Origin of the sequence: Nocardia sp. NPDC049737, from assembly GCF_040674755.1 — a bacterium.
Taxonomy (GTDB): domain Bacteria; phylum Actinomycetota; class Actinomycetes; order Mycobacteriales; family Mycobacteriaceae; genus Nocardia.
In genome coordinates, this window is sequence record NZ_JBFANH010000011.1 from 173,665 (window position 1) to 187,506 (window position 13,842).

A 13,842-nucleotide genomic window follows, 5' to 3' on the forward strand; every position below is an offset into this window, starting at 1 on the left:
AGCGGAAACAGTACAGCTGTAGCGCTACAACTGTAGCGCTACGCATGTCCGGCTACAATCCCCGCATGACCTCCGATCCGACGCCCCGACGCGGTCGCAATCCGCGCGGCCACGGTGGCCGACTGCGTGCGGAGATCGTCGACGCCGCGATCCGACTGCTGGATGAACTCGGTGATGATCAGGCCCTGTCCATGCGTGCGGTCGCACGCGAAATCGGCAGTGCCGCAACGTCGGTCTACCTGCATTTCGCCGATCGAGACGCGCTGGTGTCGGCCGCACTGGAGCGCTATCACGGCGATCTGGTGCGCGCGATCGATGACGCGGAGACCGGGGTCGATGATCCTGTCGACAAACTGCGCGCTCGCATCCGCGTCCTCGGCGACTGGGCCTATCGACACCCGGGCATGTACAAGGTGCTACACGAGAGCACCATCAATCAGCGTGTGGACATGCCGTTCAAGCGGGAGCTGACCGAACGTACCGCCGCCTCGATCCGGCGCTGTATGGATGCCGGTCTCGTGCCCGTCGACGACCCGGTCTCGGTCATGCTGGACCTGCGCGCAGCGGTGCACGGCGCGGTGTCGATGCGGCTCAACGAACCCGGCCAGACCTGGCCGCCGCTCGCCGAGCAGATCGAACGATTTCTCGTGAAACTGGTTGGCGTCGCTTCGGCATTCGGGAATGGTCCGCATCGGACTTCGTGACCGAATTCGCCGCAGCGGCTAACCTGCGTCCATGCGGAAGCTTGCTGTGCTGGTGATCGGCCTGCTGGGTTTGACGTTGCTGGTCGGCTGTGATGATGACAACGACGACCATGCCGGTCCGGGCCGGTCGAGCATGGCGACCGTCGCGCCGATGGCGCCGCCGCCGAGCCTGCGCGAGGGCGCCCCGGCGAAGGGGGATACCGGCGGAACCACGGTCCAGGCGCGCAAGGAGGTCATCACCGGCAGCGTCGACATCACCGCGGACGATCCGATCAAGGCGGGCGGTCAGGTCACCGATCAGGTGCGCGAGGTCGGCGGCCGGGTCGACAGCCGTACTGAGCAGCCGGGGACCGATGGCAACGATCCGCAGGCAACGCTCACCGTGCGGGTACCGGCGGATAAGACCGACAAGTTCATCGACGGCCTCGGCGGCGTCGGCCGGGTAACCCGGATGAGCACCAACCGCGACGACGTCACCATGCAGTGGGAGGACCTCGACGCCAGGATCAAGGCGCTGCAGGCCTCGGTCGACCGGTTGCGCACGCTCATCGCCGGGGCGACCAACACCGCGGATCTCATTGCCGCCGAACAGGCGCTGTCGAGCCGGCAGGGCGAGCTCGACAGCCTCACCGCGCAGAAGCGGCACCTCGACGATCAGGTCGCGCTGTCCACGCTCACCATCGACATCACCACCGAGGACAAGGATTCCGACGAGGGGCCGACCAATTTCTGGGACGGCATCGTCTCCGGTTGGCATTCGCTGGTGGATTGGCTGAAGGATGCGGTGGTGTTCACCGGCAAGGCGATTCCGTGGCTCGGGTTCGTCGTAGTGATTGCCGCGGTGGTGTGGGGTGTGGTGCGGATGGCGCGGAGTCGGAAGCGGAGTTCGTCGGAGACGGGAGAATCCGAGGAGGGCAAGGCCGTTCCGGTTGCGGTCGGTGCCTCGACCGGTGCGGACACGACAGCGGCTGAAGGTGCGGGTGCAGGATCGAGTGCGGGCGCTGAGACCGGTGCCGGTGCGGTGGCTGGGAGCGGTGCGGGCGCTGGGAGCGGTGCGGGCGCTGGGACCGATGCGGGCGCTGGGACTCGTGCGGGCGGTGGGACTCGTGCGGGCGCTGGGACCGGTGCTGGTGCTGAGACTGGTGCGGGCGCTGGAAAGACGGCGGGCGCTGGACAGAGTGCAGGCGCGGGAACTGGTGCTGGCTCTGGAACAGGCGCAGGCACTGAGACCGGGAAAGGCACTGGGGCGGCGAAAGGCACTGGGACGACAGGAGATACAGGTGCCGACGGTCGTAAGGGCGACGATCAAACCGAACAGCCGTAAGGGCCCACTCGTCGAAATCCTCGACGACGGCACCCTGCAGCTGTACGTCCGCGCCCCCGCCGTGGAAGGCAAGGCCAACAAGGCTGCCATCGAACTGCTCGCCGACCACTACGGCGTCCCCAAATCCGCCGTCCGCCTCATCGCGGGCGCCACCTCCCGCTTCAAACGGTTCGAGCTGGACCTCTGAGCTCCCGCACGGGAGGTTCATCACCGACCACGAGATCGCCATCGCCGAATTGGGTTGAGCGACACGGTCACACAGCGCCGGGAAATCCGAACTGGCGCCAAGCCTCGTAGACGGTGACGGCGGCGGCATTGGAGAGGTTCATCGAGCGGCGGCCGGGCAGCATCGGAATGCGCAGTCGATCGGTGATGTGCGGATCGTCGAGCACCTCTGCCGGCAATCCCGTCGGTTCGGTGCCGAACAGCAGCACATCGCCCTCGCGGTACGCCACATCGGTATACCGCGTGCTCGCCTGGGTCGTGAACGCGAACACCCGCTCGGGCCGTACCGCCTCCCATGCCGCCGCGAGATTCTTGTGCACCGTCACCGAGGCCAGATCGTGGTAGTCCAATCCGGCCCGCCGCAACTTCGCCTCCGAAAGGTCGAACCCCAATGGCTCGACCAGATGCAACTCACACCCGGTCCCCGCGACAAGTCGAATCGCATTGCCGGTATTTCCGGGAATCGCGGGCTCGTGAAACATCAAACGGAACACAACGCATCAGCTTGTCATGTTCGCGCTGGAGACTTGCATCCCGCCTGATCCACGGCGGCACGGCGGGCGGACATCATTCGACTGACGGTGCGGCGGGGGCGCCGAGCAGCAGTTGGACGATGGAATCGTCGCCGCGCCGTTCATCGCCCCGATGGCGGGTCGAATTCTGGAGCAGCATCTGAAGGGCGAGCCGCCGATGCGACTGGAGACGATTACGCCGAGTCGGGCGCGGCAGTTGTACAGCGCCTGTGGGCGGCGCACCGCAGCCGAGGTCGGCTAGCGGGCGGCGCGACGCGCCGCTTCGATGCGGTTGATATTGACCTCGATCCAGTCGCGCAGTGCCGCGATCGGGCCGCGCAAGCTGTGGCCGAGGTCGGTGAGATCGTAGTCCACGCGCGGCGGCACGGTGGGATGCACTGTGCGCGTGATGAATCCGTTGGTTTCCAGCTGCCGCAGGGTTTGCGTGAGCATTTTCTGTGAGATGCCCTCGATGCGGCGGTGTAGATCGGTATAGCGCATCGTGCCCTCGGCGAGTGCGTCCACGATCAGCACGGTCCATTTGCCCGCGACGTGGTCGAGTACCTGTCGGGTGGGGCATTTCGCCGAGTAGACATCGGCAGGCAGCCCGCTGGCCTCGATCACCGTACGCACCTTTCGGAGTGTAGCGCACCATTAAGTGCTGTCTTCCCATTAGTTCGTCACTCTCCGATAGTAAGAATCATGAACGCACAGATACTTTCGGTTCCCGACGCGATTCGCGCCCGACGCACCACTCGCCACTACCGTCCGGATCCAGTACCGCGCGAACTGCTCGACGAACTGCTGGATCTGGCCGTCGAGGCGCCCAGCGCATGGAATATGCAGGACCGGTCGATCGTGGTAATCACCAGTGCGGCCGGGCGTCGCGACCTGTCGATCGCCGCCTTCGGTCAGCCACAACCGCTGGAGGCCCCCGTCGTGCTGGTCTTCGTCGCCGAAACGGCGGCATGGCAGGCCGAAAATGCCGATATCGTCGAACTGGCCGGACGCAACGGCGCGTGGAATGCGGAGTTCACCGCAATGTTCAACTCGCGCAACGAATTCCACTCATTGCGGCAGCGCGGACTCACTCGCGAAAACGCCGTGAAGAATGCGATGATCGCCGCGACCTATGTCATGCTCGCCGCCACCAGCTTCGGTCTGTCCTCGGCTCCGATGAACGGCTGGGACCCGGACCTGGTCAAGAAGGCCATCGGCATCGATGACCGCCCCGACCTCGCCATCGCGGTCATGGTCGCGATCGGCTACGGCGACAGCGCTCCGCCGCATCCGGGTCGCCGTCCCCGCGAGCGCGCAGTCTTCACCGAGCGATACCCGTCGAGCTGACATCGCGCTACGGCGCCGGCGAAACGGCGGATCCGCAAGATCATGGGAGTCGCCATTCCGCCACGCTCGATCGGAAGCCGCCGCACCGAAAGTTGTTGCGCCTCAGCGGGCATCGCGGCCGAAGTGGTGACGCATAAGGTGTACCTCGGCCGATGGATGCCGCCTTGACTCGGGCAGTCGCCGCTGTGCAGACTGGGCCGACATCGCACCCGTCTCGGTTCGGCGGGCATTCCGGTTCATGGACGACATCGGGGGTAAGACCATGCGTATTCACCGTGCCGTACTGGCATTCGCGCTGCTCAGTGCGGTGTTCACCGGCGCAACGGCGTGCTCTGATGAGCCGACCGAGACCACTCGGGAAGCGGCGTCGACGACCACGGTGCCATCGGCACCGACCGTGCTCGGCCCGCTCGGCTTCGGCAAGCTACGGCTCGGGATGAGCCGAAGCGAGGCCGAGGCCACCAGCGAAATCGCGGCCTTCGATGACACCAACGATCCGCCCGGCTGCGGCCGCTATACCGCACGAGCCGGTTGGCAGGGTTTCACCAACAAGGGCGAAATAGTCGCGATCATGCCCGGCAAACTTCCCGTCCGTACGCCCGAGGGCATTGCGGTCGGCTCCACGGTCGACGAAGTGCGCGCCGCCTATCCCACGCTCGAGATCGGTTACAACTGGAGTTCGGCCGCGGTCCCCGATCAACCCGCGCGCTACGGGTTCCTCGGCATCTACCGGGATATGCCCGCCGATGCCAGGGTCACCCAGCTGATGCTCTACAACGACCGGGACACCTGCCACAACTGATATGTAGGCCTGTTCTGTCAAGTGGCAGGTGAAAGCGGTCCCGGTAACGTCGGTTGCCGGGACCGCTTTCGTGTGCGGTCGGGCGGGGTTTGTCTCGTGTCGTGTCGTGGGGTAATCGTCGCGGTATCAGCCGACGCCGAGGGTGTTGATCGTGGCGGCAATGAACACGATGGCAGTGCCGAGCAGGCTCAGCGCGGCGACGTCGAACGGCTTGCTGCGCACCGCGAGCAGTCCGACCCGAGCCGTCGGCAGGCAGAGCCGGAAGGTGGCCGCGAGCAGGGCCGCACCGCCGAAGAACAGCGCGCCGCGACGCCAGCGGTCCCAGGCCACGAAGACGACCGCAAGCAGGATGACCGCCGTCACGACCAGCATGGGCAGGTGGCAGCGCAGGAACTGCGCACCCGGGCTGGTCCGGTCGGACTGCCGTTCAGCGGCAGACGAGTCAACGTCGGTCACGCCCCGATTCTTGCAGACGGCATGCGGCCGCTCACACCAGTGCGACGCAGCCGCGCACCCGATTGCCGGGCCTCGAGGCAGGGCTACTGCTCCGCAACAGGTTTCGCGACACTCGATCAGGCATTGCCTCCGACTACTACCAGGCGTAGTTTCAGCGAGAAGAGATCCATCCGGCACAAGGGGGCACGGACAATGCGAGCGCTTTCCCGGATTCGGCACTACGTGCAAGCGATGCGGCAGGCGAAGCGGAACCGATCCGACCTGTTCGGCTGGCTCGCCCGCCGACCACAGCTCCTTTTCGGCACGCTCGGGTACGAAACAGCGCTGCTGTTCAGCAACAGACTGGATCCCAAGCTCAAGGAGCTGGCCGAACTGAAGACGGCCGGACTTGTGAACTGCGAGTTCTGCCTGGATATCGGCTCGGCACTGGCGCACTCGAGCGGACTCACCGAGCAACAACTGCGCGACCTGCCGCGCTATCGCACCAGCGACGTCTACAGCGACCTGGAAAAACTTGTCATCTCCTTCGCCGAGGCCATGACCGCCACACCGGCCGTCGAACTCGCGGATCTGCGCACTGAATTGCTGAACCACCTGTCCAAAGGGCAGTTCGCCGAACTAACGGCCACCATCGCCTGGGAAAACCAGCGTGCCCGCCATAACCAGGGGCTCGGCGTGCGCCCAACCGGGATGGCGGAGGGCATGGCGTGCGCCATCCCGGAGCTGGTCGCTAAAGAGCGTTGAAGTAGTGGCCTTGGCCGAGATCCTCGATGAGGCCGGGATGTGTCGGCTTCCAGGTGAGAAGTTCCCGGGTGCGCGCGCTCGAGGTCGGATTGTCCAGCGCGACAAAGGGACCGAGGTAACCGAAGTGCGCATCCGCACGCTCCTGCGGGATGCTGATCACCGGCAGATCCAGATGGCGACCGATTGCTTCGGCGATCTCACGGAAGGGCACGCCTTCGTCATCGACCGCATGTAACCGCGCCCCAGCAGGGGCCGTCTCCAGCGCCAATCGGTACAGGTGCGCGGCATCGAGGGTGTGTCCGGCGGGCCAGCGGTTGTTTCCGTCGCCGACGTAGGCGGCGAGGCCCTTTTCGCGGGCGGTGGCTATCAAGGTCGGCACGAAGCCGTGATGGTCGAGTGAGCTGTGCACGGTCGGTGGGAGCCGGATGACCGACGATCGGACACCGCGGTCCGCGAGCGCGACTACCGTTTTCTCGGCGTCGACCCGCGGTCCCGCATCGAGCGCGTCGGCTTCGGTTCCCACCCTGCCCAGCCCGGCGAACGCGAGCATGAGCGTGCCCGATGTGCTCACGAAGGGTTTGCCGCTGCCCGCGAGCGCATCGCCGATCGTCTCGATGGCACGCAGATCGGCCGCGATCGCTCCGGCGAAGTCGCCGGTCTGCATGGCGTCGTGTTTGAAGGCCAGGTGGATGACGCCGTCGGCTGCTGCGGCGGCTGCGCGCAGGTTGTCGAGATCGTCGAGATCTCCTCGGTGCACGTCGGCACCGGCTGCTGCCACCGTGGCGGCGGCTTCATTCGACCGGGCCAGGCCGACGACCTCATGTCCGGCGGCGAGAAGTTCGGGGATGACCGCAGAGCCGATATGTCCCGATGCTCCGGTAATGAAAATCCGCACGGAAGTACTCCAAGTCTCTTGATGTCCTCGCCAGCGCGAAGGCAGTGATGTCAGTGACTGACATCAACGTACACGTGATGACAGCCACTGTCATCAGATAGGATCTGCACATGAGTCGATGGGAGCCTGATGCGCGCGGTCGCCTCGAAAAATCGGCTCTGGAGCTGTACCGCGAGAACGGGTTCGAGAGCACGACCGTCGCGGAGATCACCAAGCGTGCGGGGCTCACCGAGCGAACGTTCTTCCGGCATTTCGCCGATAAGCGCGAAGTCCTGTTCGCGGGGGCGAGCGCGCTCCAAGCGGCCCTCGTGCGCGGGGTGCGCGACGCGCCCGCTGCCATGCCGCCGATCGAGGCGATCGCCACGGCGCTCACCGAGGTCGCCGATACGTTTTTCGAGCAGCGCCGCGAGTTCGCCTGGCAACGGCAAGCCGTTATTGCGGCCAATGCCGAACTTCAGGAGCGCGAGCTGATCAAGCTGGCAACACTGGCTGCCGCGCTGGCCGAGGCGCTACGCGAGCGCGGCGTAACCGATCCGGCCGCGAGTCTGGCCGCCGAAGCCGGGGTCGCCGTATTCAAGATCGCCTTCGAGAGCTGGGTCGAGGGCAGCGGCAAGCGCACTCTGTCGCAACACATTCGCGCGGCCTTGGATGAGTTGAAACTCGTGACCGGAGGACCACTGCCATCGACGCCATGACCGCAGCGCACGCCTACGAAGACCTACATCGCCCGATCGATCGGCTTACGCCGGACCAAGCGCAGGCGCTGCAGGCCGTCGCGTTGCAATTGGTTGTCACCCGACACCCTCGGCGAGACCCGATCACCGAGCCCAAGGGCCGAGCGGCGTCGGCACCTCTCGTTTGCGGGCATGATGCACGCCGAGCCCGATCTCGCGGGCAAGTCGGAAGAGTTGCTCCGCGAGGAGCGCGCTGAACAAGCCGAGTGATCGTCTGCGACACAGGTGGCCTGGTAGGCAGCGGACTTTCAGCTGGTGCGACCCACTCGTGCCAATCGCATTGTTTCGGTCAGCAATTTCGATACCGCCGCGGCTTCGGTGAGGAAGCCGTCGTGACCGTCGCGGGAGTGCACGATCTCCAGACCCTCGCAGCCCGGCAAGCCGTCGGCCAATTCCTGTTGAGTTCGCAACGGGTACAGGCGATCCGAGTCGACACCGCCGACCACGCACGGTACCGGGGTGGCGGCGAGGGCGGCCGCGATACCGCCGCGCCCGCGGCCGATATCGTGTCGGTTCATCGCCTCGGTCAGTAGCACGTAGGTGGCGGGATCGAAACGGCTGCAAAGCTTTTCGGCCTGGTGGTCCAGGTAGCTCTGCACCGCGTAGCGTCCGCCGTCGCGTGGATCCTCGTCGTCCTGCGCGTTGTTCTCGAAGCGGTGATCGAGTTCGCCCTCGGTGCGGTAGGTCAGGTGTGCGATGCGTCGGGCGATGCCCATGCCGGTCACCGGGGCGCGATCGGTGTCGTGGTAATCGCCGCCCTGCCAGTCGGGATCGGCCTTGATGGCGGCGATTTGCGTTGTCTGCGTACCGATCTGGTCGGCGGTGGCGCGTGCGCCGACGGCGAGTACCAGTGCGGAAACGACCCGCTCCGGCGCGCCGGCCATCCACTCCAGCACCCGCATACCGCCCATCGAACCGCCTACGACGGCGGCCAGGCGTTCGATGCCGAGCAGATCGAGCAGTGCCGCTTCCGCGGTCACCTGATCACGGATCGAGATCTCCGGAAACCTTGAACCCCAAGGCTTTCCGTCCGGCGCCAGCGTCGAGGGACCGGTGCTGCCCATGCAGCCGCCGAGCACGTTCGTCGCGATGACGCACCATTCGTCGGTATCCACCGGGGCGCCTGGCCCGACCATGCCGTCCCACCAGCCGGGCAGCGGATGGATATCGTCGGGTACCCCGACCACATGCGAATCGCCGGTCAGCGCGTGCTCGACGAGCACCACATTGTCCAATGCGGGAGAGAGCTCGCCCCAGCGCTGCACGGCCAGATGAACGTCCGGGATGACCGCGCCGCTTTCGAGACGCACATCCCCGATGGCAATGATGCCGAGGCTTCCGTCCGGCGGCGGCAGGGCCACCACGGACGAACGCGTGGTACTGGGATCTGTCACGGTCACGACTCCGCCTCGCCAGCGCTCGGCTCCGTCGCGACCGAGGGTGCTGCATCGACGGTTCGCTCGCTCACGTCCGCCTCGCCGACGTCCGGCTCCGTCGCGATCGCGGTATCGCCGATTCGTTCGCTCATGACGTCGTCCCCGTGAAACTGCGCGTCGCCGACGCTGGGTGAATCACGAGAGAACGCACGTCCCCGATGTTAACTACCCGGCTCAACCGGGCCGCGGTCCGGTAGATCGGCTGGGTGCGTGCGCCGGTGCTCTGCGCGCTCGCGACGAACCGATCGGCCGCGGACGCGATGGGGTCACTCATGTCGTGCTCCAAAGGGTTGTTCGCCGGCAGGTCTTATCGGAGTGCGGGTGACGGACAACAACTCATCGGAAAAACCTCCTGAAGTGCGCGCTTGCCCTCGACCATCGAGAGCCCGGTCATCACCCGGAGCACCCCACCGCTGCTGGAGGGTTGCCGTCCAGCAAGCCGGGGCTTCGCGCTGGCACTCATGACCTGACGGACATGGTAACCGGCGGGCGGTCGGCGACTGAAATCCCTTACCGGGTTTCCGCCGGTTCGGTCGCAGGCTGCCCGGTGCACACGCGTATGAACTCATCGAACGATGTGGTGAATCCGGTGCGGGCGTCCGCGGCGGCCGCAGCGGTGTCCTCCTCGTCGAGGATCGAGTTCTGGCATTCCATGCTGAGGTGGCCGATCAGCTGCCAGGCGCCGACGACCAGCCGCACCGGCAGCGCATCGGGCTGGGTGCCGAGTCGCTCGGCGATCACGTCGGCGATCGCGGCGTTCTTATCGTCGGCCAGTTCCATGCTCTGCGCACTGACCGTCGGACTGCTGCGCAGAATCCGCTGCATCTGCTGGAAGCGCCGGAACGACAGCGGTCCCTCGGTATTCACCGCGGCCTGGTCGACGACCAGCAGGAAGGCCTCGCGCAGCGATTGCAGCTCATTGCCGGTGACCGGGAGTCCGCGCAGGCACTCGGCGATCGCGAGTCCGAAGTCCTTGACCGGCCCGAGGATGATGGCCTCTTTGCTGTCGAAATACCGGTTGATCGTGCGCGGGGACACATCCGCGCGGTCCGCGATCTGTTCGACCGTCGTCGCGTCGAATCCCTGGGCGTCGCACAGGTCGAGCGCCACCTCGATGATGCGCAACCGGGTCTGCTGCTTCTTGCGCTCGCGCAACCCCAGACCGCCGGGCGCACTGGGCCCTGGGTTCGCTGGGGCGCGCACAGCGTCCTCGGCTGTGGCGCTCGCGCCGATCGGCGTCGATGACTCGAGCATGGCCTCATGTTAGCGCAATCGGGCCGGTTCGTGTCCTTAACGGCCAAATGTCGTAGTGCGACATTTTTCTCTTGACGACAAATGTCTGTCGATGACAGGATGGCTGCACGAACTTCGGACTAGGAGACCAAGGTGAGCGAGACTGCGACAGCGTTAGAAGTTCTGGAGAAACCAACGAGTTCGGCGCGCTGGTGGGCCCTGGGGGTGATCGCATTGGCCCAGCTCATGGTGGTTCTCGACGCCACCATCGTGACCATTTCGCTGCCCTTCGCCCAGCAGGATCTCGACATCAGCGACGGCAATCGGCAGTGGATGCTGACCGCCTACACGCTGATCTTCGGCGGCCTGTTGCTACTCGGCGGGCGGATGGCCGACTACCTGGGGCGGCGTCGGATCTTCATCGTCGGCCTGGTCGGCTTCGCCGGGGCATCCGCGGTGGCGGGTCTGGCGCAGAACGGCGCGGAGCTGTTCGCCGGACGAGCACTGCAGGGTGCGTTCGCGGCGCTGCTCGCGCCCGCGGCGCTGTCACTGCTCTCGGTGACCTTCACCGAGGCCAAGGAGCGCGCGACCGCGTTCGGCGTCTTCGCCGGTATTTCCGCGGGTGGTGCCGCACTCGGCCTGATCGCCGGAGGCGCGCTGACCGAATACGCCTCGTGGCGCTGGTGCCTGCTGGTGAACACCCCGATCGCCCTGCTCGCGCTGCTCGGTGCGCTGGCATTCGTGGTGAAGGATGTGCCGACTCCGCGCACCGGCGGCTATGACGTGCCCGGCGCGGTCACCGTGACGCTCGGCCTGATCGCCATCGTGTACGGATTCAGCCGCGCCGCCGAGGACGGCTGGCTGGCCGGCAGCACCCTCGGGCTGCTGGTCATCGGCGTCGCCCTGCTGATCGCCTTCGTCGCCATCGAGCGTCGCTCGTCGAATCCGCTGCTGCCGTTGCATATTCCGGGTGAGATCAACCGCGGTGGCGCCTTCCTGGCCGCGCTGCTGATCCCGATCGCGATGTTCGCGATGTTCCTGTTCCTGAGCTACTACTTCCAGATCACGCTCGGTTACTCGTCGCTGAAGGCCGGTTTCGCCTTCCTGCCGTTCCCGGCTGGCATCGCGATCTCGGCCGGTGTCACCAGCGCGCTGCTGCCGAAGCTGGGGCCGCGCCCGCTGATGGTGGCCGGCGCTGTGCTCGGCGTGCTCGGTCTGGTGTGGCTGGCGCAGCTGAGCTACGGCGACAGCTACGCGGCCAGCGTGCTGCCGGCGCAGGTGCTGATCGCGCTCGGTATGGGCCCGCTGTTCGTCGGGATGCAGACCGTCGCGCTGCATCAGGTCGAGCAGGAGGACTCCGGTGTGGCCAGCGCGCTGTTGAATGCGGCACAGCAGGTCGGCGGCGCGGTGGGCACCGCACTGCTCACCACCATCTCGGTGCAGACGGCCAAGACCTTCGCGCAGAACAATCCGACGGTCGACAACCTGATGGCCCGCGCGTCGATCCACAGCTACGACGTGGCGTTCTATGTCGGCGCCGGATTCTTCCTCGCGGCAATTCCGGTGATCGCGTTGATGATTCGGGACAAGCCGGAAAATCTGATCGAGGGATCCGAGGAAGACGTACAGATTCCGGTCGCGGTCTGATCCTGAAATAGCGATGTCCGGGTATCCGTGGGGATGCCCGGACATCGCTATTTCGGCAGGGTGTCGGCACCGCCGACCTACTTGTCGGTAACTATTTCGGGCGGCTTCACATAGGGGGCTGCCCGCGCGGTGAGGTCAATGGCAGCAGTACGCTTGTCTTGTTTGCACCACATGTCTCGCCGACAACGCGGGACATATACGTTGTCTGTTGGAACAGCTGGGGTCCGCTCACAAGCGTGTTCGCCTGGCCGTGCAATAAGGGCACCATCCTAGGAGGACACGAAGATCCATGTCCAAGATCAAGGTTGAAGGCACCGTCGTCGAACTGGACGGCGACGAGATGACCCGGATCATCTGGCAGTTCATCAAGGACAAGCTGATCCACCCGTATCTCGATCTGAACCTCGAGTATTACGACCTCGGCATCGAATATCGGGACAAGACAGACGACCAGGTCACGATCGACGCCGCGAATGCGATCAAAGAGCACGGTGTCGGCGTCAAGTGCGCCACGATCACCCCGGATGAGGCCAGGGTCGAGGAATTCGGCCTGAAGAAGATGTGGCGCTCGCCCAACGGCACCATCCGCAACATCCTCGGCGGAACAATCTTCCGCGCGCCGATCATCATCTCGAATGTGCCGCGTCTGGTCCCCGGCTGGACCAAGCCCATCATCATCGGCCGTCACGCGTTCGGCGATCAGTACCGCGCCACCGACTTCAAGGTGTTCCAGGGCGGCACCGTCACCCTCACCTTCACCCCCGACGACGGCAGCGAGCCGATCGTGCACGAGGTCGTGAAGATGCCCGAGGACGGCGGCGTCGTGATGGGTATGTACAACTTCAAGAAGTCCATCGAGGACTTCGCGCGGGCTTCGTTCAACTACGGCCTGCAGCAGAACTACCCGGTCTACATGTCGACCAAGAACACCATCCTCAAGGCCTACGACGGCATGTTCAAGGACACCTTCCAGGAGGTGTTCGAAGCCGAGTTCAAGACCCAGTTCGACGCGGCGGGCCTCACCTACGAGCACCGCCTGATCGACGATATGGTCGCCTCCTCCATGAAGTGGGAGGGCGGCTACGTCTGGGCGTGCAAGAACTACGACGGCGACGTGCAGTCCGACACCGTGGCCCAGGGCTTCGGCTCGCTCGGCCTGATGACCTCGGTGCTGCTCACCCCGGACGGCCGGACCTGTGAGGCCGAGGCCGCGCACGGCACCGTCACCCGGCACTACCGCCAGCACCAGCAGGGCAAGCCGACTTCGACCAACCCGATCGCGTCGATCTTCGCCTGGACCCGAGGCCTCGAGCACCGCGGCAAGCTGGACAACACCCCCGAGGTGATCGGCTTCGCGCAGACACTCGAGGATGTCGTCATCAAGACCGTCGAGGGCGGCCAGATGACCAAGGACCTGGCGCTGCTCGTCGGCGGCGATCAGGGCTATCTGACCACCGAGGAGTTCCTCGGTGCGCTCGACGCCAACCTGGCCCGCGCCCTGCGCTGACAGGTTGACCGAATACCCGGCGCTGGGTACGAAAGCCAGCGCCGGGCGCGACATACGGGCACCCGCACCACACCGGTGGTACGGGTGCCCGCACTGTTTCGCGACCCATGTGTGACTGTCGTACCCGTCGTCGGCGTTGCGCAGGTCCGGGCATCCATGCGAAGTGGTCGGATCGCGATAGCTGGAGCGGGAATCGACGCGCGTTTGCTCGGGCGGTGCCCGGAATGGGCGGTATGCGGGCGGCGCAGTCGATTTCCTGACGCTGACGTGGGGGAA

Annotated in this window: 17 protein-coding genes and 1 riboswitch; of the genes, 10 read left to right on the forward strand and 7 right to left on the reverse strand. The window is 65.7% G+C overall.

Annotated features, from left to right (window positions below; translation table 11 throughout):
• Positions 1–65: 65 nt before the first annotated feature.
• The 3 genes from AB0J47_RS17095 to AB0J47_RS17105 are packed head-to-tail and all read left to right on the forward strand — an operon-like array spanning position 66 to position 2,215.
• Positions 66–704 carry a TetR/AcrR family transcriptional regulator gene (locus tag AB0J47_RS17095; protein ID WP_364346351.1) on the forward strand — a complete coding sequence of 213 codons (639 nt, stop codon included), beginning with the start codon at positions 66–68 and terminating at the stop codon, positions 702–704.
• Positions 705–735: 31 nt separating this feature from the next.
• Positions 736–2,028, forward strand: a complete 1,293-nt coding sequence (locus AB0J47_RS17100) for a DUF4349 domain-containing protein (protein ID WP_364346353.1) — start codon at positions 736–738, stop codon at positions 2,026–2,028.
• The gene (locus AB0J47_RS17105) at positions 1,985–2,215 is read left to right on the forward strand and encodes a DUF167 domain-containing protein (RefSeq protein WP_364346355.1); all 231 of its coding nucleotides are present in this window, start codon (positions 1,985–1,987) and stop codon (positions 2,213–2,215) included. Before AB0J47_RS17100 ends, AB0J47_RS17105 begins: the two co-directional genes overlap by 44 nt.
• A gap of 67 nt (positions 2,216–2,282) precedes the next feature.
• On the opposite strand, the gene AB0J47_RS17110 is transcribed toward AB0J47_RS17105, so the two are convergent.
• Complete coding sequence (locus AB0J47_RS17110) at positions 2,283–2,747, reverse strand: tRNA (cytidine(34)-2'-O)-methyltransferase (protein ID WP_364346357.1); 465 nt, start codon at positions 2,745–2,747, stop codon at positions 2,283–2,285.
• 112 nt (positions 2,748–2,859) lie between these two features.
• On the opposite strand from AB0J47_RS17110, the gene AB0J47_RS17115 reads away from it, so the two are divergent.
• Positions 2,860–3,027, forward strand: coding sequence for a hypothetical protein (locus AB0J47_RS17115; protein ID WP_364346359.1), 168 nt, complete (start codon positions 2,860–2,862; stop codon positions 3,025–3,027).
• Here the strand turns inward: AB0J47_RS17115 and AB0J47_RS17120 are convergent.
• The gene (locus AB0J47_RS17120; protein ID WP_364346361.1) at positions 3,024–3,398 is read right to left on the reverse strand and encodes a helix-turn-helix domain-containing protein; all 375 of its coding nucleotides are present in this window, start codon (positions 3,396–3,398) and stop codon (positions 3,024–3,026) included. The genes AB0J47_RS17115 and AB0J47_RS17120 overlap by 4 nt on opposite strands.
• Before the next feature lie 69 nt (positions 3,399–3,467).
• On the opposite strand from AB0J47_RS17120, the gene AB0J47_RS17125 reads away from it, so the two are divergent.
• Together AB0J47_RS17125 and AB0J47_RS17130 are read left to right on the forward strand one after the other, a co-directional pair.
• Positions 3,468–4,112 (forward strand): nitroreductase family protein, encoded by a 645-nt coding sequence (locus AB0J47_RS17125; RefSeq protein ID WP_364346363.1) that lies wholly within the window; start codon positions 3,468–3,470, stop codon positions 4,110–4,112.
• Between the two features lie 238 nt (positions 4,113–4,350).
• On the forward strand, positions 4,351–4,914 hold the full coding sequence (locus tag AB0J47_RS17130; protein WP_364346365.1) for a hypothetical protein: 564 nt from the start codon (positions 4,351–4,353) through the stop codon (positions 4,912–4,914).
• 126 nt (positions 4,915–5,040) lie between these two features.
• On the opposite strand, the gene AB0J47_RS17135 is transcribed toward AB0J47_RS17130, so the two are convergent.
• Entirely contained in the window at positions 5,041–5,286 is a 246-nt protein-coding gene (locus AB0J47_RS17135; RefSeq protein ID WP_084508289.1) for a DUF3017 domain-containing protein, read from the reverse strand.
• 276 nt (positions 5,287–5,562) lie between these two features.
• Here AB0J47_RS17135 and AB0J47_RS17140 point away from each other — a divergent pair, with 276 nt between their 5' ends.
• A complete protein-coding gene (locus AB0J47_RS17140) occupies positions 5,563–6,114 on the forward strand; it encodes a carboxymuconolactone decarboxylase family protein (RefSeq protein WP_364346367.1) in 552 nt (183 codons plus the stop codon).
• Here the strand turns inward: AB0J47_RS17140 and AB0J47_RS17145 are convergent.
• Entirely contained in the window at positions 6,101–7,009 is a 909-nt protein-coding gene (locus AB0J47_RS17145) for an SDR family oxidoreductase (RefSeq protein ID WP_364346369.1), read from the reverse strand. The two genes, AB0J47_RS17140 and AB0J47_RS17145, sit on opposite strands and share 14 nt — an antisense overlap.
• A gap of 110 nt (positions 7,010–7,119) precedes the next feature.
• Here AB0J47_RS17145 and AB0J47_RS17150 point away from each other — a divergent pair, with 110 nt between their 5' ends.
• Positions 7,120–7,704, forward strand: a complete 585-nt coding sequence (locus AB0J47_RS17150; RefSeq protein WP_364346371.1) for a helix-turn-helix domain-containing protein — start codon at positions 7,120–7,122, stop codon at positions 7,702–7,704.
• Positions 7,705–7,991: 287 nt separating this feature from the next.
• Here AB0J47_RS17150 and AB0J47_RS17155 read toward each other — a convergent pair whose 3' ends face one another.
• The 3 genes from AB0J47_RS17155 to AB0J47_RS17165 all read right to left on the reverse strand — a co-directional run bounded on the left by AB0J47_RS17155 (position 7,992) and on the right by AB0J47_RS17165 (position 10,433).
• Positions 7,992–9,143, reverse strand: a complete 1,152-nt coding sequence (locus tag AB0J47_RS17155; protein ID WP_364346373.1) for a homoserine O-acetyltransferase — start codon at positions 9,141–9,143, stop codon at positions 7,992–7,994.
• Complete coding sequence (locus tag AB0J47_RS17160; protein WP_364346375.1) at positions 9,140–9,271, reverse strand: hypothetical protein; 132 nt, start codon at positions 9,269–9,271, stop codon at positions 9,140–9,142. The genes AB0J47_RS17155 and AB0J47_RS17160 overlap by 4 nt, the downstream gene beginning before the upstream one ends.
• Positions 9,272–9,535: 264 nt before the next feature.
• A riboswitch (SAM riboswitch) is annotated at positions 9,536–9,646 on the reverse strand.
• A 43-nt stretch (positions 9,647–9,689) separates the two neighbouring features.
• Positions 9,690–10,433, reverse strand: coding sequence for a TetR family transcriptional regulator (locus tag AB0J47_RS17165; protein WP_364346377.1), 744 nt, complete (start codon positions 10,431–10,433; stop codon positions 9,690–9,692).
• Positions 10,434–10,565: 132 nt separating this feature from the next.
• Here AB0J47_RS17165 and AB0J47_RS17170 point away from each other — a divergent pair, with 132 nt between their 5' ends.
• Positions 10,566–12,059, forward strand: coding sequence for an MFS transporter (locus AB0J47_RS17170; protein WP_364346379.1), 1,494 nt, complete (start codon positions 10,566–10,568; stop codon positions 12,057–12,059).
• A 289-nt stretch (positions 12,060–12,348) separates the two neighbouring features.
• Positions 12,349–13,566, forward strand: a complete 1,218-nt coding sequence (locus tag AB0J47_RS17175; protein ID WP_364346381.1) for an NADP-dependent isocitrate dehydrogenase — start codon at positions 12,349–12,351, stop codon at positions 13,564–13,566.
• Positions 13,567–13,842: the final 276 nt, after the last annotated feature.

Bases quoted from the DNA above. Each gene is read 5' to 3' on its own strand.
- AB0J47_RS17095 (WP_364346351.1), top strand. From the start codon at position 66: ATGACCTCCGATCCGACGCCCCGACGCGGTCGCAATCCGCGCGGCCAC.
- AB0J47_RS17100 (WP_364346353.1), top strand. From the start codon at position 736: ATGCGGAAGCTTGCTGTGCTGGTGATCGGCCTGCTGGGTTTGACGTTG.
- AB0J47_RS17125 (WP_364346363.1), top strand. From the start codon at position 3,468: ATGAACGCACAGATACTTTCGGTTCCCGACGCGATTCGCGCCCGACGC.
- AB0J47_RS17130 (WP_364346365.1), top strand. From the start codon at position 4,351: ATGGACGACATCGGGGGTAAGACCATGCGTATTCACCGTGCCGTACTG.
- AB0J47_RS17135 (WP_084508289.1), bottom strand. From the start codon at position 5,286: ATGCTGGTCGTGACGGCGGTCATCCTGCTTGCGGTCGTCTTCGTGGCC.
- AB0J47_RS17140 (WP_364346367.1), top strand. From the start codon at position 5,563: ATGCGAGCGCTTTCCCGGATTCGGCACTACGTGCAAGCGATGCGGCAG.
- AB0J47_RS17150 (WP_364346371.1), top strand. From the start codon at position 7,120: ATGAGTCGATGGGAGCCTGATGCGCGCGGTCGCCTCGAAAAATCGGCT.
- AB0J47_RS17160 (WP_364346375.1), bottom strand. From the start codon at position 9,271: ATGAGCGAACGAATCGGCGATACCGCGATCGCGACGGAGCCGGACGTC.
- AB0J47_RS17165 (WP_364346377.1), bottom strand. From the start codon at position 10,433: ATGCTCGAGTCATCGACGCCGATCGGCGCGAGCGCCACAGCCGAGGAC.
- AB0J47_RS17175 (WP_364346381.1), top strand. From the start codon at position 12,349: ATGTCCAAGATCAAGGTTGAAGGCACCGTCGTCGAACTGGACGGCGAC.